Origin of the sequence: Rahnella sp. Larv3_ips (assembly GCF_003697865.1) — a bacterium.
GTDB classification, from domain to species: domain Bacteria; phylum Pseudomonadota; class Gammaproteobacteria; order Enterobacterales; family Enterobacteriaceae; genus Rahnella; species Rahnella rivi.
The window spans coordinates 35538-54212 of sequence record NZ_MJIB01000008.1; the positions used below are offsets into that span (position 1 = coordinate 35538).

Below are 18675 nucleotides of genomic sequence, written 5' to 3' on the forward strand. Positions count from 1 at the left end.
ACCTGTTGTTACAATTACGCATCCCCTCAGGGGGGCAGGCGAGGCCATCAGGCCAAGATCAGCCAGGTTTTTTTGACAAAATAACGTATTATGCGGTCGGCAAACAGTTATTGTAGGTGAGTCTTTTTGATGTCACACAGGATTAATCTTTTCATATGGGCAATTAATGCTTATTTTAGAGAGGTTAAGCACACCAGAACGGCTCAATGCCCTTAGGTTATTATTGGTTACTACATGAATAAAGAAGCATTCTACACGGAATTAAAACGTGATTTGAGCGCGTTGATCGCCGGAGAGAACAATTTTATTGCCACTCTGTCGAACACCAGTGCCTTACTGTTTGAACGTCTTGAAGGCGTCAACTGGGTAGGTTTTTATCTGATGGACGGCACCACACTGGTACTCGGCCCATTCCAGGGTAAAATTGCCTGTGTGCGTATTCCGGTAGGAAAAGGCGTATGCGGTACCGCAGTGGCGGAAAATACCGTTCAGCGCGTGGGCGATGTCCACGCCTTCCCGGGCCACATTGCATGTGACGCATCAAGTAATGCCGAAATCGTTCTGCCTATTACGGTGAAAGGGACGGTTATTGGCGTATTAGACATTGATAGCACCGTTTATCAGCGCTTTGATGAAGCTGATGAGCTGGGGCTGACAGAGTTAGTCAGCGGGCTTTGCCAGCATCTTGAAAACAGTGATGCTGAAAAATATGTCAATCTGATCGCAAGTTGATCGTCGGATAACGTGGCATTTAATAATGGCGTCATTATAATGGCGCCTGTTCATGCCTGCGCCGGTTGGCAAACCCGTTGTAATCAGGAAATTTCATGGAAAATCAACCTAAGTTGAACAGTAGTAAAGAAGTCATCGCCTTTTTGGCTGAGCGGTTCCCGCTCTGTTTTACCGCCGAAGGCGAAGCACGCCCATTAAAGATCGGTATCTTTGCGGATTTGGTCGAGCGCGTGCAAGGTGAAGAGAATCTGAGCAAAACTCAGTTACGCTCTGCTCTGCGTCTGTATACCTCAAGCTGGCGCTATCTCTACGGCGTTAAAGTGGGCGCTGAACGCGTCGACCTTGATGGTAATTCATGTGGCGTACTGGAAGAGCAGCACGTCGAACATGCCCGTAAACAGTTGGAAGAAGCAAAAGCCCGCGTTCAGGCACAACGTGCAGAACAACAGGCTAAACGTCGTGAAGCCGGTGAAACCGCTGAGCCACGCCGTCCACGTCCGGCCGCTAAAAAGCCTGCGCCGCGTCGTGAAAATGCGCCCGCTGCTGTGGCTGGTCAGGAAAATCGCAAACCACGTACACCTCGTCCACCGCGTGAGGAAAAACGTGAACCGCGTCATGTGCCAGTAACAGACATTTCAAAACTGCAAATTGGCCAGGAAATCAAAGTCAGAGCAGGACAGAGTGCGATGGATGCTACCGTTTTGGAAATTGCCAAAGACGGTGTTCGCGTTCAACTCTCTTCGGGTCTGGCGATGATCGTGCGCGCAGAACACTTGCAGTTCTGATACGGAGGCCAACTCAGGCATGAACAAATTTGTCAGATTAAGCGTTATCGCAGGTCTGTTAATGGCAGGAGCAGGGCTGGTTAATACCAGCTTTGCCGCGAATGAGAGTGCACCGGTCACTCTTGCTCAACTCCCTGACCTGACACAGGATCCTCAGGACGCCACGGTGAGCGAGCGTGTTACGGCACGCTTTACCCGTTCGCATTATCGTCAGTTCGACCTTAATGCAGATTTCTCAGCGAAGATCTTCGACCGTTACCTCAACATGCTCGATTATGGCCACAACGTATTGATGGCTTCCGATGTCGCACAATTTACCGATAAGCGTGCAACCTTGGGTGAGGAACTGAAATCCGGTCAGTTAACCACGCCATACGCTTTATTCAATCTGGCGCAAAAGCGTCGCTTTGAACGCTACGACTATGCGTTAAAAGTGCTTGCCCGCCCGATGGATTTCACTGGCAACGACACGATTCAACTTGATCGCAGTAAATCCCCGTGGCCGAAAGACCGCGCGGAACTGGACAAATTGTGGGATGCGAAAGTCAAATATGACGAGCTGAACCTCAAGCTGACCGGTAAAAACGATCAGGAAATTCGCGACGTGCTCTCCAAACGCTATCATTTCGCGATGAAGCGTCTGACCCAAAGCAACAGCGAAGACGTATTCCAGTTGGTGATGAATGCGTTTGCGCATGAAATCGACCCGCATACCAATTACCTTTCTCCTCGCAGCACCGAGCAATTCAATACTGAAATGAGCCTGTCTCTGGAAGGTATTGGTGCCGTTCTGCAGGGTGACGACGATTATACGGTGATCAACTCAATGGTAGCAGGCGGCCCGGCGGCCAAAAGCAAAGCCATTGCAGTGGGTGACCGCATTGTCGGCGTAGGTCAGGTTCAGGCGGGTAAACCCTCACCGATTGTTGATGTGATCGGCTGGCGTCTTGATGACGTCGTCGCGCTCATCAAAGGACCAAAAGGCAGCAAAGTTCGCTTGCAGATCCTGCCAGCGGGCAAAAATGCTAAAAATCATGTGATTACCCTGACGCGCGAAAAAATTCGTCTGGAAGACCGTGCAGTCAAAATGACCATCAAAAATGTCGGCGCTGAAAAAGTTGCTGTCATGGACATTCCTGGCTTCTACGTTGGTTTGACGGACGACGTCAAAGTTCAGCTACAAAAAATGGCTAAGCAGAACGTTAACAGTCTGGTTATCGACCTGCGTACCAACGGCGGTGGCGCACTGACGGAAGCGGTTTCTCTGTCAGGTCTGTTTATCCCAAGTGGCCCGGTGGTTCAGGTTCGCGATAACAATGGCCGCATCCGTCAGGATAGCGATACCGATGGCGTCGTTTACTACAAAGGTCCGCTGGTGGTTCTGGTTGACCGTTTCAGTGCTTCTGCGTCTGAAATCTTTGCTGCGGCAATGCAGGATTATGGCCGTGCGCTGATTGTGGGTGAACCGACCTTTGGTAAAGGTACCGTTCAGCAATACCGTTCGCTGAACCGTATTTACGATCAGATGCTGCGCCCGGAATGGCCGGCCCTGGGTTCCGTGCAATACACTATCCAGAAGTTCTATCGCATCAACGGCGGCAGCACTCAGCGTAAAGGGGTTACCCCGGATATTCTGATGCCAACCGGTATTGAATCGATTGAAACTGGCGAGAAGTTTGAAGATAACGCGCTTCCGTGGGATAGCATCAACGCTGCGACGTACAATAAATTGGGTGACATGAAACCGTTCCTGCCTGAATTATTGAAAAATCACGATGCGCGTATTGCTAAGGATCCTGAGTTCCAGTACATCCAGCAAGACATTGCACGCTACAAAGCGCTGAAAGATAAACGTGATATTGCCTCTCTGAATTACGCACAGCGTGATAAAGAAGATAAAGAGGATGATGCACTGCGTCTTAACCGCCTGAATGAACGCTTCAAACGTGAAGGTAAGAAACCACTGAAATCTTTGGATGATTTGCCAAAAGACTATGTGGCACCGGATCCGTATCTTGATGAAGCCGACAATATTGCGGTTGATCTCGGTAAGCTGGAAAAAGCATTGAGTGATCAGGCTCCGGCTGCGGCGAAATAATCGCTTCGCTGATCTGCCTGTGAATTTAAGAAGCGCACTTCGGTGCGCTTTTTTTATGCCGTGAAAATGAAAGACAGCGCAATCTCGATGTTATATACCGTGGCTTTATCTGTGAAATAAAATACTTCAAAATGTAAAGTATTGTGATTTTGGGCCTTTAACGCCGCGGAACGCTTGAATCCGTGGAAGAAGCCCATAGGATCACTATCAGCCGGACGGGCATGTCCCGGTGGCAGGACCCAATGAATAATAATGAAGTAACGAAGAGGAATTGAAAATTTTATGATGCGTATAGCGTTGTTCCTGATGACAAACCTGGCAGTTATGCTGGTCTTTGGGCTGGTGCTCAGCCTGACAGGCATCCAGTCCAGCAGCGTGCCGGGGCTGATGATCATGGCCGGGTTGTTTGGCTTCGGCGGTTCCATCGTCTCTTTGCTGATGTCTAAATGGATGGCGTTGCGCTCGGTGGGCGGTGAAGTTATAGAGCAGCCACGTAACGAAACAGAGCGCTGGCTGGTCGAGACTGTGCGCCGCCAGTCACAGCAGGCGGGCATCGGTATGCCACAGGTGGCGATCTATCACGCGCCGGATATCAATGCGTTCGCTACCGGCGCACGACGCGATGCTTCTCTGGTTGCCGTCAGCACTGGCTTATTGCAAAGCATGAGTCAGGATGAAGCCGAAGCGGTTATCGCCCATGAGATCAGCCATATTGCGAATGGCGATATGGTGACCATGACCTTGATCCAGGGGATCGTGAATACTTTCGTGATCTTTATTTCCCGTCTGATTGCTCAGGTCGCCTCAGGCTTCCTGTCTGGCAACCGTGACGGCGAAGAGAGTAACGGCAATCCGATGATCTATTTTGCTGTCGCGACAGTGCTCGAACTGGTCTTTGGTATTTTGGCCAGCATCATTACGATGTGGTTCTCGCGATATCGCGAATTCCATGCCGATGCCGGTTCTGCGAAGCTGGTGGGTCGTGAGAAAATGATCGCAGCATTGCAGCGTTTGAAAACCAGCCATGAGCCGCAGGAAGCGGGCAGCATGATGGCGTTTTGCATCAACGGTAAATCCAAATCTTTCAGTGAGCTGTTTATGTCTCACCCGCCGCTGGATAAACGTATTGAAGCACTTCGCAGCGGCGAATATCTGAAGTAATCCTCAGATATTGCACATAAAAATGCCCGGCAATCGCCGGGCATTTTGCTTTCTGAGATCTGCTCAGGATTTCAGATCTTCAGCAGCCTTCTGACTGCTGGTTTTCTGCGTCATTCTGAGCAAACTGACCAGCGCGCCGGTTCCTGCCAGAGTACCGGCCAGTATCAGTGATGCATGTGTGCCGTGTTCCGGAAACAGGTTAAACATCAGCGCCACCATAGCCGCACCGGTCGTCTGCCCCAGAAGACGTGCGGTGCCTAACAACCCGCTTGCTCCGCCGCTGCGGTTTCGCGGCGCGGAAGTGATGATGGTGTGATTATTGGGAGACTGAAATAGCCCGAACCCCGCGCCGCACAACAGCATTCGCCAGATAATATTCAGATGTGAAGGCTCAGGCGGTAGCAGTGACAGTGAAAACAATCCGATTGAAAAGACGATAAGCCCGATACCTCCGAGCATGCCGGGGTGATAACGCTCAACCAGGCGACCGGCGATAGGTGCCATCACCATGGTTGCTAACGGCCACGGCGTCAGCAGTAAACCGGTGTCGACAGAGTTCAGTCCTAACGTATTTTGCAGGAAGAAGGGCAGAGAGACGAACGCCAGCATCTGCGCACTGAAGGAACACAGCGATGTGCCGAGGGAGAGGCTGAAGATCGGGATACGCAGTAAATCTACCGGCAATAACGGGAAAGGCTGTGAGAGCTGACGGCGTACAAAGAACCAGCCAATTATCAGCAAGGCGATGACCTCAGACAAAATTAAGCCATGATTCTGACCCTGAGCAAAGCCGCTGATCGCGATGATGAGCAAACCGAAGGTCAGTGCATTCATCACGCTGCTGGTAAAATCAAAACGCTGCCCCTGACTGCGTGTCGAATTGGCGGGCAGGAATTTAAGGCCTAACAGCAACGCCGCGACACCGATCGGCACGTTAATGGCGAACAGCCATTGCCAGGATGCCACTGACAGGATCCCGGCAGCAATCGTCGGGCCGGCGGCAGAGGAGACGGCCACAATCAGCGCGTTAATTCCCACTCCACGCCCCAGAAAGCGTTGCGGATAGATGATCCTGATCAGCGCCGTGTTGACGCTCATGATTGCCGCTGCGCCAAAACCTTGTAAAACCCGTGCAATGGTCAGCGTCATCAGGGAGTCTGACAGAGCGCAAAACAAAGATGTAATGCTAAAAACCAGCAGACCTGTTTGATAAATGCGGCGATAGCCAAAAATATCGCCCAGAGAGGCGAGTGAAAGCAGGGAGATGGTAATCGCCAGCTGATAGGCGTTGACGACCCAAATCGACGCGGCCGGGCTGGCGTGAAAGTCATTGGCAATGGTCGGCAGAGCTACGTTGGCGATCGCGCCATCCAGCACAGAAACGGTGATACCCAGTGCGATAGCCAAAATCGCGCCGTATCGCTGGGGAAGGGGAAGTCCGTCGTTGGGTATAGCATTTGGGGTCATAGGATCTGTCAGCGCATAGTCATCAGTGAGGGTAATATTACTACGCTAATGAACTGAAAGTGACAACAGTCACAGTCTGTGACGAATTATTTAGTCTATGCATATTATGAAACAGGGTTAACAGTTCTCACATTCCTGTTCAACGGCTTGATTGCTTCTGTGTGACGCTTGCCACTATAATAAAAACCACGTTCTATTTTTTTTGAAACAAAACCAACGCGAGCAGGTAATTCACTCTATGGCTATCGCAGATCTTGATAAGCAACCCGATTCCGTTTCTTCCGTTCTGAAAGTTTTTGGTATTTTACAGGCGCTCGGAGAAGAGCGCGAAATTGGTATTACTGAACTTTCTCAACGCGTAATGATGTCGAAAAGCACGGTGTATCGCTTTTTACAGACGATGAAATCTCTGGGTTACGTCGCGCAGGAAGGGGAGTCAGAGAAATACTCACTGACGCTCAAATTGTTTGAGCTGGGCGCAAAGGCGTTGCAAAACGTTGATCTGATCCGCAGCGCTGATATTCAGATGCGTGAATTGTCACGCCTGACGCGCGAAACCATCCACCTCGGCGCGCTGGATGAAGATGGTATCGTCTACATCCACAAAATCGATTCCATGTACAACCTGCGTATGCATTCCCGTATTGGCCGACGCAATCCGTTGCACACAACGGCGATTGGTAAGGTGCTGATGGCCTGGGGTGACAAAGCCGAAGTGAGCGCACTGTTGCAGGAAATTGAGTTCACCCGCAGCACTGAAAATACCATTATGAATGCCGCTGACTTACAAACAGCGCTGGATCAGGTACGTGAACAGGGCTTTGGGGAAGATAATGAAGAGCAGGAGCAGGGCCTTCGCTGTATCGCCGTGCCGGTGTTCGATCGTTTCGGCGTGGTGATTGCCGGATTAAGCATTTCCTTCCCGACAATTCGTTTCTCTGAAGAAAGTAAGAGTGACTACGTTGCAATGCTGCATACTGCAGCGCGTAACATTTCAGAGCAAATTGGTTTCCACGATTATCCATTCTGAATTTGTGCCGGGCAGAACGACGTCTTCGCAAACGGAAATGATGATACGTGAAATGAAATGTTAAGCTCTGATTGAACGCCTGATGGTGTCGACTGTTTCACACTGGCCGTAGTCTCACAGAGATTACGGCTTTTTTATGTGACTGAATGACGCATCAGGCCCGATGTTAATGAACTGCGATGTGTGTTTCTGATTACTGAACATGTCGCCAAAGCCAGCGGTTTCGGCTGAACATGTTCAGCATTCAGAACTTAGCGGTGTGCCAGCTCAGCCGTTTCTTCTGAATCCATAACTGATTTATCAGTTTGTTTCATGATCTGGCTGGTGATCGTACCGGCTGTCATGGAACCACTCACGTTCAGTGCAGTACGTCCCATATCAATCAGCGGTTCCACTGAAATCAACAATGCAACCAGGGTAACCGGCAGGCCCATTGCCGGGAGCACGATCAGGGCTGCAAATGTTGCGCCACCACCCACACCGGCTACACCGGCAGAGCTCAGGGTGACGATACCCACTAATGTTGCAATCCACACCGGATCAAACGGGTTGATGCCGACCGTTGGCGCCACCATCACTGCCAGCATGGTTGGATATAAACCTGCACAACCGTTCTGACCAATCGTAGCACCGAAGGATGCGGCGAAGCTGGCGATGGATTCAGGAATACCCAGACGGCGAGTTTGCGCTTCAACACTTAGCGGAATAGTTGCTGCACTTGAACGGCTGGTAAAGGCGAAAGTGAGCACCGGCCACACTTTACGGAAGAATTTCATCGGATTCACGCCGGTGAAAGACAACAGAATGGCATGGACGACAAACATAATCGCCAGACCCAAATACGAGGCCACAACGAAGCTGCCGAGCTTAACGATATCCTGAATGTTGGAGCCGGCCACGACTTTGGTCATTAACGCCAGTACGCCGTACGGGGTCAGTTTCATCACCAGACGTACCAGTTTCATCACCCATGCCTGCAGGGTATCGATGAAGACCAGAACACGCGGGCCTTTTTCAGCATCGTCTTTCACCAGTTGCAGGGCAGCAACGCCCACGAAGGCGGCAAAGATCACTACGCTGATGATCGACGTCGGGCTTGCACCGGTCAGATCGGCAAACGGGTTCTTAGGAATAAAGGAAAGGATCAGCTGAGGTACACTCAGATCAGCCACTTTACCCACATAATTGGATTGAATCGCCGTCAGACGCGCTGTTTCTTGCGTACCTTGTACCAGACCTTCGGCGGTGAGTCCGAACAGACCGGTGACGAAGATACCCACCAGGGAGGCGATAAGCGTGGTAAACAACAGGGTACCGATGGTCAGGAAACTGATTTTGCCTAAAGAAGATGCATTATGCAGTTTCGCCACGGCACTGAGAATCGACACAAAGACCAGCGGCATTACGATCATTTGCAGTAACTGAACGTAGCCGTTGCCGACAATATTGAACCAGGTAATTGACGTTTTCAGAATCGGGTCATCTGAACCATAAATCAGTTGCAGTGCCAGACCGAATACAACACCCAGACCCAAACCGGCCAGGACTTTTTTTGCCAGGCTCCATTGTTTATGACGTGTTTGCGCCAGCAATAAAAGCAAAGCGACAAAAACCACTACGTTAAGAACGAGCGGAAGATTCATACCAAACTCCAGACTTATAGTTTTATATTTAAACGGGTGTTCCCAAAGGGATTGCACCATCCCATAGCGTTGGGGTGCAGAATATCAGTTTGGGTGCCCGATCATTTATATCCAAAAAGAATGCATTATAACTTTTTGATGGTTTTTGTATTTATTTTCACCACATCGTCGCTATTTCATTCTGATCAGATGAACAGCTTCAAAAGATGATTAAAAATGTCAGGATTGATTGCACCAATAATGGGCGTCCAGTCTGGCCAGAACAGCGTTAACCCCACCAGCATCAGACAGAGCGTTCGTTCCAGCTGATTGCCTTTCTGACTGTTAATGATGGGCAGACGAAAGCGCCACCGGCATGGCCAAAGCAGGGGAACCCCCGCTGGCGTGAGCATATCTGCAAGTATATGACTGAGATAACCAATGATCATGGCATGAAAAGCATCAGCCGGAATAACCCAGTCGTGGGGGAAATGCGTGCGTAGCAGGAAGATGCCGCCAATGACGGCCAGCAAACTGTGTGTAAAACCGCGATGCCCGAAGGCGCGTGCGATGGGATGAGAAATCCATTTCAGACGCTGGCCAATCAGAGATTTGGGATGATCGATGTCTGGCAACAGGCAGGTCAGTAATGAACCGGGAATAATATGCCACCAGTCGCCGTGCGCCAGCTCGGGAGAGAGCTGCGCCTTCTTGGCAAATACCGCACAGGCGATAGAAAAAATGAGGTGGCCTTCCGCCGTCATGACGCGTCCGAACTGGATAACTGTTATTTTATCCAGTATAAGTGAAACTGTCACAATCTTGAAAGCAGAACCCTGTAACTAATTGTCAACGGTATGATTAAAATGAAAAAGGCGTATAAAAATACGCCTTAATACTGTCACGTATTCTCAGTTAACGTGCCAGCCAGCCTCCGTCCACGGCAATGGTATATCCATTGACGTAATCAGACGCTTGAGAGGCCAGAAACACCACCGGCCCCATTACATCTTCCGGTAAACCCCAGCGTCCTGCAGGAATACGATCGAGGATCTCCTTGCTGCGTTCACCGTCTGAACGGAGCTGCTCAGTATTATTAGTCGCCATATAGCCCGGTGCAATAGCATTCACGTTAACCCCATGTTTGGCCCATTCATTGGCCATCAGTCGCGTAATGCCCATCACCGCACTTTTAGACGCTGTATACGAGGGCACGCGGATCCCGCCCTGATAGGACAACATTGAGGCAATGTTGATGATTTTCCCGCCGGTGCCTTGCTTAATAAACTGTTTAGCCACTGCCTGAGACATAAAGAATAACGTCTTACTGTTGACGTTCATCACGTCATCCCAGTTTTTTTCACTGAACTCAATGGCATCTTCACGGCGAATAATGCCTGCATTGTTAACCAGAATATCAATATGGCCGAACTCATTAACCGCCTGAACAATCAGTTCAGGAATGCCCTGAATACTGCTCAGATCGGCACGAAGATCCAGAAATCGGCGTCCGGTAGCCATGATTTTTTCAGCCGTTTCGCCTGGCTCAGAAACATTAATGCCCACGATGTCGCACCCGGCCTGCGCGAGTCCCAGCGCCATGCCTTGTCCCAGACCCGTGTTGCAACCGGTCACAATGGCGACTTTACCCGTTAATTCAAACGCATTGAGGATCATAATCAGAGTCTCTTTTGCTTCGGCACGTTCGCCTGAAGATTGGATGACTCCGCCATATCATGGCGGAGTCGCTGGATTAGCGAATTTCGCTGACTTTGACGTGATCCATATCGTCGAAGACCTGGTTTTCTCCCACCATGCCCCAGATAAAGGTGTAATTCTTAGTACCGACGCCGGAATGGATCGACCAGCTTGGTGAAATTACGGCTTGTTCGTTATGCACCAGCAGATGGCGCGTTTCCTGTGGTTTGCCCATCATATGGAAGACGGCGGTTTCTTCTTCCATGTTGAAGTAGAAATACACTTCCATGCGGCGTTCATGCGTATGGCACGGCATGGTATTCCACAGGCTGCCTTCTTCCAGCTTGGTCAGCCCCATGGTCAGCTGACAGGTTTCCAGCACGTCCGGAACAATGAATTTGTTGATTGTCCGGCGGTTGCTGGTGGCAGCATCACCGATGGTTTGCGGCGATGCTTCTGCCAGAGTGATTTTTTTGTTTGGGAAAGTGGTGTGCGCAGGGGCGCTGTTGTAATAGAACTTGGCGGGTTTTGTCGTATCGATGCTGCTGAATTCAACCTGTTTTGCGCCTTTGCCCACGTAGAGCGCTTCTTCATGACCAATCTCATACGTTGTGCCATCAACGACGATAATGCCAGGCCCGCCAATGTTGATCACGCCCAACTCACGGCGCTCAAGGAAATAGCTGACACCGAGTTGCTTACCGACTTCATCACCGACAGAAACCGATTTTTCAGCGGGCATTACGCCACCGACGATGATGCGGTCGATATGGCTATAGGTCATGGTGTAAGTATTTCTTTCGAAAATTTTCTCGATGAGAAATTCGCGGCGTAACTCAGCAGTATCGAGCGTTTTAGCGTGGTCGCTGTGAATGCTTTGACGAACTTGCATGTCGTGCCTCTTGTGCGTTGTGTTGTGCATATAAAGGAGGACTTGCCGGGCTAGTCTGACCGTTGCGTGGCAGTGACAGCGTACAGAAGCAGGAGAGCTCCCGGCTCGTCCGTGTTGCAGAAATCATAAGGTCATCGGTATATGAATTCAATAAAAATGAAATAACGTTTTATTTATTTTTGAGGCAGCTCAAGATTTCTGACATTAATCTGTTGTGATGTCAGTTTTAGTGCAGATAGCGCGAGGGATTTAGCAGGAGAGGAGGCGCAGCCGCAATAATGCGCTGCGCCTCAGGTTCAGCTGATGTGCGAAGGACGCAATTCTTCGAGAGTGGAAAGCCGGGTATCGGCAAGTGCCCAGCGCGGATCTGCACTGAACTCATGAGCCGGCACCACTATTGAGCGCATACGTGCCGCTTTCGTCGCGATCATGCCGTTAAACGAGTCTTCCAGCGTCACGCAATGCAACGGATCCACCTGTAACTGTGCGGCGGCGAGTAAGTAAACTTCCGGATGTGGCTTGCTGTAGGGTAAGTGTTCTGCAGAGACGCGAACCTGAAAATACGATTGCAGGTTAAACATTTCCAGTACGGTATCCAGCATATGCAGTGGCGATGCTGATGCCAGACCGATCTTCAGCCCCTGATCGCGGCAAAGCTCCAGCGCGTGCGTGACGCCAGGTAACAGCGGGCGAGTTTGTTCCACCCGTTCAAGGGTGCGGGCGATGACCATCGCCGATGCTTCTTCCTGGCTTGGGCCTTGCCACGGCAATACCTGATACCACATCCGCACCACCTGATCGATGCGCAAACCGAGGGTATCTGGCAGTAAATGGCGCTGTGAGATATCCACACCGAGGCTGCTAAAAACATCCAGCTCTGCCTGAACCCATAAAGGTTCAGAGTCAATCAACAGACCATCCATATCGAAAATTGCGGCGTTAACGGGGCGGGCATAGGCCATGCGGGCGAACTCCATATCAGTGAATTAGACTGTTACTGTATCACCGGCTGAGAAAGGGTTAAATCTGTTGCAAAAAATCCTAAAGCAGCCATTTTCAGGTCAGTATTTTGCTAACTGGTTAAAATGATGAGCGGTTCAGACTTTCTGTGGGTAAACTTAGCGGAAGATAAAGACGTCCTAACAAGGGGAATTCATGACGTACCAACAAGCCGGGCGTGTCGCGGTCCTGAAAAGAGTTGCCGGGTGGATAATTTTCATTCCCGCGCTGCTTTCCACATTGATTTCATTGCTTAACTTTATTAATGAACACACTAAGACTCAAGAGGGTATCAACGCGGTAATGCTGGATTTTGTCCATGTTATGGTGGACATGGCGCGTTTTAACACCACATTCCTCAACGTGTTCTGGTACAACTCGCCTGTGCCGTCACTGGGGCAGGGATTCACCAGCGCGAATATTATGTTCTTCGTTATCTACTGGCTGATCTTCGTCGGGCTGGCACTTCAGGCTTCTGGCGCAAGAATGTCACGTCAGGTGAAACATATTCGGGAAGGCATTCAGGATCAGCTGATACTTGAGCAGGCAAAAGGTGCAGAAGGGCGTACACGTCCCCAGATTGAAGAGCGCATAGTGATCCCCCGACATACCATTCTTGTGCAATATTTTCCGCTGTATATTCTGCCCGCCATCATTGCGGTTATCGGCTATTTCATTTTGAAATTATTAGGTTTACTGGGGTGACCCCGGTGAAACCGGCGGGTTAATTTAAGCCGCTTTGACGCATAAATAAGGCCTGAATATTTCAGTTATTCAGGCCTTATTCGTTTGTGCATTTACTCATGTATTCTGCTAATTAAAATCTTCGTGTAACAACCTTTCCACCGCGCGTTGCGCGACGACCTGATGCTGGCCACCGAATAAATTGCTGCGGTTCAGCAGATAATATAACTGGTATATCGGTTGCCTCGAAATGAAGTCATCGGGGAGCGGCGTCTTGCTCTGATAGCCGTCGTAAAGCTGAGGCGGAACGTTAGGATATAAAGGTAGCATCGCCAGGTCGCACTCGCGATCGCCCCAGTAACAGGCAGGATCGAAAATCACCGGACCGTTTTCAGAGAGTCCACAATTATGCGGCCATAAATCACCATGCAGCAGGGAAGGCTGAGGCTGATGGTTCTGTAGCCGTCCATGAACCATTGCAGTGATGTCATCTATATTGCCGAAAATCATGCCTTTTTCAGCTGCCAGCTGTAATTGCCAGCCGATGCGTTGTTCGGCGAAAAATGTTGCCCAGCGTCTCTGCCAGCTGTTGGGCTGAGGAAGCGTTGCCAGTTCATTATCGAAATCCAGCCCGAACTGCAGTTGTTCACTCCACTGGTGCAGTGCGGCAAGTTGTTGACCTAAAAGATAGGCATTATGCGCATCGAGCGATTTTTGCGGAATATATTCAAGTAACAAAAAACTGTAATCCCGGTCACTGCCCACGCCATAAACTTCAGGAACGCGGACTGTCTGACTGCGGGCGAGCAGGGCGAGTTGATCGGCTTCGGCGGCGAAAATAGGCAGCATTTCGCGCGCGTTGCATTTAACAAACACATCCCTGTCACCATAACTCAGCCGCCAGGCGGGATGTATTTCACCTCCCGGAAGCTCAACACGTTCGCGGATTTCTGCACTGCCCAGATGTTCACTCAACAAACGATTGACGGCTTGCCACATGGTATGACCCCTTCTGACTGGCCCGATAATTCATTAAGTTAGCGTTTTTTCCGCTTCAAAAACCCGATCCGGCGCACGGCTGAACCAGAAGACGGTGTTAATTTTCGCCCTATGAGATGCAGACTTCCTGAACGTGATAAACAACGAAAATGCTAATTTCAGAATATGTGAAGTGAAAGAGGTTTTATAAGCAGAATTATCTTATCGACATGCTTCTAACCCCTTTGTTTAACAAAACATTAATAATAATAGACTAAAAATATATTCAGGTGAGGAAAGAAGATGTATATGCTACATCTCGTCCAAGTCGCGAGAGAGATAATGTGAAACCAAACATTCTTTATTTGATGGCCGCGCTATTACTGGCGGGTTGCGCTAAAGAAACGCCGGTTCAGACGACGCATTTTTTGAAACCATCACCGCCTTCACGGGCTGATACATCATTAATGCATCAGGGCCCTTACGGCGAGGTGATTCGCCAGGCGGCAAGCACTTACGGCGTAGATGAAACACTGGTAAAAGCCATCATTCAGGTCGAATCTGGATATAACCCAACCGTTGTCAGTAAATCGAATGCGATTGGGTTAATGCAGCTAAAGGCCTCAACGGCAGGACGCGATGCCTACCGGATGAAAGGACGCTACGGTCAGCCTTCACCGCGTGATCTAAAAGATCCTGCGGTGAATATCGATTTGGGCACAGCGTATTTGAGCATTTTGCAGCAACAGCTCGCAGGTATAAATAACCCTGAGACGCGCCGTTATGCCACTACCGTAGCCTATGTCAACGGTGCTGGCGCGTTGCTGAGAACCTTCGCGAAAGATAAAACATTCGCGATTGCTCAGATCAACCAGATGTCGCCAACGGAGTTTTATCAGCATGTTCAGAACAAACATCCGGCTCCGCAGGCGCCGCGTTACTTGTGGAAAGTGAACAATGCTTACCTCGCGATGCGGTAAGCATTGAATTTCCCGCCCGCGGTTCAGGCTGCTGGCGGGAAGGTTTTGATAATCTCAATAATACCGTTGATGACGAACTGAACGCCCATACACACCAGCAAAAATCCCATCAGACGCGAAATCGCCTCAATCCCGCTTTTACCGACCAGTCGCATAATGGCGCCTGAACTGCGCAGTGAAATCCACAATATCATGCCCACTAAAAAGAAAATCATCACCGGTGCAACGGTAATAATCCAGTGCGGATAGTCAGATGATTTCACGGTCGCAGCACTGCTGATGATCATGGCGATGGTGCCCGGCCCGGCGGTACTTGGCATAGCAAGTGGCACAAAAGCGATATTTGGCGAATCCTGTTTCTTCATTTCCGCCGTTTTGTTCTCGATAAGAATTCTTTCTTCAACGTGTGGCTGCGGGAAAAGCATTCTGAAGCCGATGAAGGAGACGATAAGCCCCCCCGCAATTCGCAGGCCGGGAATCGAAATCCCGAACGTATTCATCACCACCTGTCCGGCGTAATACGCCACCATCATGATGATAAAGACATACACCGAGGCCATCAGCGATTGCTGGTTTCTTTCCTGAGTGGTCATATTCCCTGAAAGCCCGAGCATTAATGCCACGGTTGTCAGTGGATTCGCCAGCGGAAGCAGTACCATCAGGCCCAATCCCAAAACTTCAAATAACTGCCTGACTTCTGTCATATCCTTCCCTTTTTTGAAATGCTGCTGTGGTTACCTTAGCGTGTCAGGGGGGATTACACGAAAAATATCCGCGTTTAGCAACACAGGTCGCTGGAAATTCGCACTTTACGGATGGTAAACTCCCTGCCTGTTTTTACGTCGCATCCCGGTACACTCTCTTGATGTATCGAAGGTGTCTATATTTGGCAAAGTAAAGCTGAATAGCGTGAATAACTAAATGAATTTACACTCAAATATTTTTCTAGATGTGCTCTGTCGTGTGGGGCACCACTGTAGATTAAGGAATTAACATGCCTGTTATTACTCTTCCTGACGGAAGCCAGCGCGTTTTTGATCGTCCCGTTTCTCCCCTTGATGTTGCGCTTGATATCGGACCTGGTCTGGCCAAAGCCTGTATCGCAGGCCGCGTAAACGGTGAGCTGGTTGATGCCACCGATCTTATCGAGACAGACGCTCAACTGGCGATCATTACTACCAAAGACGAAGCCGGTCTTGAAATTTTGCGCCACTCCTGTGCGCACCTTTTGGGTCATGCCATTAAACAATTGTGGCCGGATACCAAAATGGCAATCGGCCCGGTTATCGACAATGGCTTCTATTACGACGTGGATTTAGATCGTACGTTGACTCAGGAAGACATCGAACTGCTTGAAAAGCGCATGCACGAACTGGCTGAAAAGAATTACGACGTTATTAAAAAGAAAGTCAGCTGGCAGGAAGCACGCGATACCTTTGCAAGCCGTGGCGAAGAATACAAAGTGGCGATCCTGGATGAAAACATCAGTCATGATGACCGTCCGGGCCTGTATCACCACGAAGAATATGTTGATATGTGCCGTGGTCCACACGTGCCTAATATGCGTTTCTGCCATCACTTCAAATTGCAGAAAACCTCTGGTGCGTATTGGCGTGGTAACAGCGACAACAAAATGCTGCAACGCATTTACGGCACCGCGTGGGCTGAGAAAAAACAACTCAACGCCTATCTGCAACGCCTTGAAGAGGCAGGTAAGCGCGACCACCGTAAAATCGGTAAACAGCTTGACCTTTATCACATGCAGGAAGAAGCGCCAGGTATGGTGTTCTGGCACAATGACGGCTGGACCATCTTCCGCGAGCTGGAAGCCTTTGTGCGCATGAAACTGAAGTCTTACGACTATCAGGAAGTGAAAGGTCCGTTCATGATGGACCGTGTGCTGTGGGAAAAAACAGGGCACTGGGAAAACTACAAAGAGGCAATGTTCACCACGTCTTCTGAGAACCGTGAATATTGCATCAAACCAATGAACTGCCCGGGACACGTTCAGATCTTTAATCAGGGTCTGAAATCCTACCGTGATCTGCCGCTGCGTATGGCCGAGTTCGGCAGCTGCCACCGTAATGAGCCATCAGGCGCATTGCATGGCCTGATGCGTGTTCGCGGCTTCACTCAGGACGATGCACACATCTTCTGCACTGAAGAGCAGGTGCGCGACGAAGTGAACAGCTGCATCCGCATGGTTTACGATATGTACAGTACATTTGGTTTCCAGAAGATTGTGGTGAAATTATCCACCCGTCCTGAGAAGCGCATTGGTACTGACGAAATGTGGACTCGTGCAGAGGACGATCTGGCGGCAGCACTGACAGAAAATGAGATTCCGTTCGAATATCAGCCGGGTGAAGGTGCGTTCTACGGTCCAAAAATTGAATTTACCTTGCACGATTGTTTGGATCGTGCGTGGCAGTGTGGTACCGTGCAGCTCGACTTTTCATTACCTGGTCGCTTGAACGCCTCTTATATTGGCGAAAGCAACGACCGTCAGGTCCCGGTAATGATTCACCGTGCTATCCTGGGTTCAATGGAGCGCTTTATTGGTATTCTGACTGAAGAATACGCAGGCTTCTTCCCAACATGGATGGCTCCGGTTCAGGTAGTGATCATGAATATCACTGATACACAAGCTACCTATGTCGAAGAATTAACTAAAAAACTGCAAGAAGCAGGCATTCGCGTTAAAGCCGACTTGAGAAATGAGAAGATTGGCTTTAAAATTCGCGAACACACGCTACGCCGTGTTCCTTACATGTTAGTTTGTGGCGATAAAGAGGTCGAAGCGGGCAAAGTTGCCGTTCGAACTCGCCGCGGCAAAGACTTAGGAAGCATGGACGTTAGCGAAGTCGTTGACAAACTGCTGGCGGAGATCCGCAGCAGAAGTCTTCATCAACTGGAGGAATAAAGTATTAAAGGCGGAAAACGAGTTCAACCGGCGCGTCCTAATCGCATTAACAAAGAGATTCGCGCGCAAGAAGTTCGCCTCACAGGCGTCGATGGCGAGCAGATTGGTATTGTCAGTCTGAATGAAGCTCTTGAAAAAGCTGAGGAAGCGGGCGTCGATTTAGTAGAAATCAGTCCGAATGCCGAGCCGCCAGTTTGTCGAATCATGGATTACGGCAAATTCCTCTACGAGAAGAGCAAGTCGACTAAAGAGCAGAAGAAGAAACAAAAAGTTATTCAGGTTAAGGAAATTAAATTCCGACCTGGTACCGATGATGGCGACTATCAGGTCAAACTACGCAACCTGATTCGCTTTCTGGAAGATGGCGATAAAGCCAAAATCACCCTGCGGTTCCGTGGGCGTGAAATGGCGCACCAACAGATCGGTATGGAAGTGCTTAACCGCGTCCGTAAAGACCTGTGTGAAGATTCTGAACTGGCCGTTGTCGAATCCTTCCCTACGAAGATCGAAGGTCGTCAGATGATCATGGTGCTCGCACCTAAGAAGAAACAGTAAGGCTTCCAAGTAATCCTGCTGCGCGGTGTTCGCACCGCGTATGCTGGATTCGCCTTTCTGATTCATGTTAA

Annotated in this window: 17 protein-coding genes; 9 read left to right on the forward strand and 8 right to left on the reverse strand. The window is 49.8% G+C overall.

The genetic code is table 11. The features are described from left to right. Positions 1-234 precede the first annotated feature (234 nt). From ED901_RS13385 to htpX, 4 genes are all read left to right on the forward strand, one after another. Positions 235-732, forward strand: coding sequence for a GAF domain-containing protein (locus tag ED901_RS13385; RefSeq protein ID WP_122096201.1), 498 nt, complete (start codon positions 235-237; stop codon positions 730-732). Between the two features lie 95 nt (positions 733-827). After that, entirely contained in the window at positions 828-1517 is a 690-nt protein-coding gene (gene proQ, locus ED901_RS13390; protein WP_122096202.1) for an RNA chaperone ProQ, read from the forward strand. Positions 1518-1536: 19 nt separating this feature from the next. Further along, positions 1537-3615 carry a carboxy terminal-processing peptidase gene (gene prc / locus ED901_RS13395; protein ID WP_056773407.1) on the forward strand — a complete coding sequence of 693 codons (2079 nt, stop codon included), beginning with the start codon at positions 1537-1539 and terminating at the stop codon, positions 3613-3615. A gap of 282 nt (positions 3616-3897) precedes the next feature. Beyond that, positions 3898-4776 (forward strand): protease HtpX, encoded by an 879-nt coding sequence (htpX, locus tag ED901_RS13400; protein WP_056773410.1) that lies wholly within the window; start codon positions 3898-3900, stop codon positions 4774-4776. Positions 4777-4839: 63 nt separating this feature from the next. On the opposite strand, the gene ED901_RS13405 is transcribed toward htpX, so the two are convergent. Beyond that, positions 4840-6243, reverse strand: coding sequence for an MFS transporter (locus tag ED901_RS13405; protein WP_122096203.1), 1404 nt, complete (start codon positions 6241-6243; stop codon positions 4840-4842). Between the two features lie 238 nt (positions 6244-6481). Between ED901_RS13405 and kdgR the strand changes: the two genes are divergently transcribed. Beyond that, positions 6482-7273, forward strand: a complete 792-nt coding sequence (kdgR, locus tag ED901_RS13410; protein ID WP_056773416.1) for a DNA-binding transcriptional regulator KdgR — start codon at positions 6482-6484, stop codon at positions 7271-7273. 251 nt (positions 7274-7524) lie between these two features. Here the strand turns inward: kdgR and ED901_RS13415 are convergent, their stop codons facing one another. From ED901_RS13415 to hxpB, 5 genes are all read right to left on the reverse strand, one after another. Continuing rightward, on the reverse strand, positions 7525-8916 hold the full coding sequence (locus ED901_RS13415; RefSeq protein ID WP_122096204.1) for an L-cystine transporter: 1392 nt from the start codon (positions 8914-8916) through the stop codon (positions 7525-7527). A gap of 185 nt (positions 8917-9101) precedes the next feature. Beyond that, positions 9102-9659, reverse strand: a complete 558-nt coding sequence (locus ED901_RS13420) for a metal-dependent hydrolase (protein ID WP_122096205.1) — start codon at positions 9657-9659, stop codon at positions 9102-9104. A 151-nt stretch (positions 9660-9810) separates the two neighbouring features. Further along, a complete protein-coding gene (gene kduD, locus ED901_RS13425) occupies positions 9811-10572 on the reverse strand; it encodes a 2-dehydro-3-deoxy-D-gluconate 5-dehydrogenase KduD (RefSeq protein ID WP_122096206.1) in 762 nt (253 codons plus the stop codon). A 76-nt stretch (positions 10573-10648) separates the two neighbouring features. After that, positions 10649-11485, reverse strand: coding sequence for a 5-dehydro-4-deoxy-D-glucuronate isomerase (gene kduI / locus ED901_RS13430; RefSeq protein WP_056773426.1), 837 nt, complete (start codon positions 11483-11485; stop codon positions 10649-10651). A gap of 296 nt (positions 11486-11781) precedes the next feature. Next, a complete protein-coding gene (hxpB, locus tag ED901_RS13435) occupies positions 11782-12447 on the reverse strand; it encodes a hexitol phosphatase HxpB (protein ID WP_122096207.1) in 666 nt (221 codons plus the stop codon). 193 nt (positions 12448-12640) lie between these two features. Between hxpB and ED901_RS13440 the strand changes: the two genes are divergently transcribed. Continuing rightward, positions 12641-13189 carry a YniB family protein gene (locus tag ED901_RS13440; RefSeq protein ID WP_056773435.1) on the forward strand — a complete coding sequence of 183 codons (549 nt, stop codon included), beginning with the start codon at positions 12641-12643 and terminating at the stop codon, positions 13187-13189. Between the two features lie 108 nt (positions 13190-13297). Here the strand turns inward: ED901_RS13440 and ED901_RS13445 are convergent, their stop codons facing one another. Continuing rightward, on the reverse strand, positions 13298-14167 hold the full coding sequence (locus ED901_RS13445; protein WP_056773440.1) for a fructosamine kinase family protein: 870 nt from the start codon (positions 14165-14167) through the stop codon (positions 13298-13300). Between the two features lie 323 nt (positions 14168-14490). Between ED901_RS13445 and ED901_RS13450 the strand changes: the two genes are divergently transcribed. Next, entirely contained in the window at positions 14491-15126 is a 636-nt protein-coding gene (locus ED901_RS13450) for a transglycosylase SLT domain-containing protein (RefSeq protein WP_082465712.1), read from the forward strand. A gap of 23 nt (positions 15127-15149) precedes the next feature. Here ED901_RS13450 and ED901_RS13455 read toward each other — a convergent pair whose 3' ends face one another. Further along, complete coding sequence (locus tag ED901_RS13455) at positions 15150-15830, reverse strand: MarC family NAAT transporter (RefSeq protein ID WP_122096208.1); 681 nt, start codon at positions 15828-15830, stop codon at positions 15150-15152. 290 nt (positions 15831-16120) lie between these two features. Between ED901_RS13455 and thrS the strand changes: the two genes are divergently transcribed. Further along, positions 16121-18049 carry a threonine--tRNA ligase gene (thrS, locus tag ED901_RS13460; protein WP_122096209.1) on the forward strand — a complete coding sequence of 643 codons (1929 nt, stop codon included), beginning with the start codon at positions 16121-16123 and terminating at the stop codon, positions 18047-18049. A gap of 3 nt (positions 18050-18052) precedes the next feature. Further along, positions 18053-18604: a translation initiation factor IF-3 gene (gene infC / locus ED901_RS13465; protein WP_013576136.1), complete on the forward strand. Its 552-nt coding sequence runs from the start codon at positions 18053-18055 to the stop codon at positions 18602-18604. Positions 18605-18675: the final 71 nt, after the last annotated feature.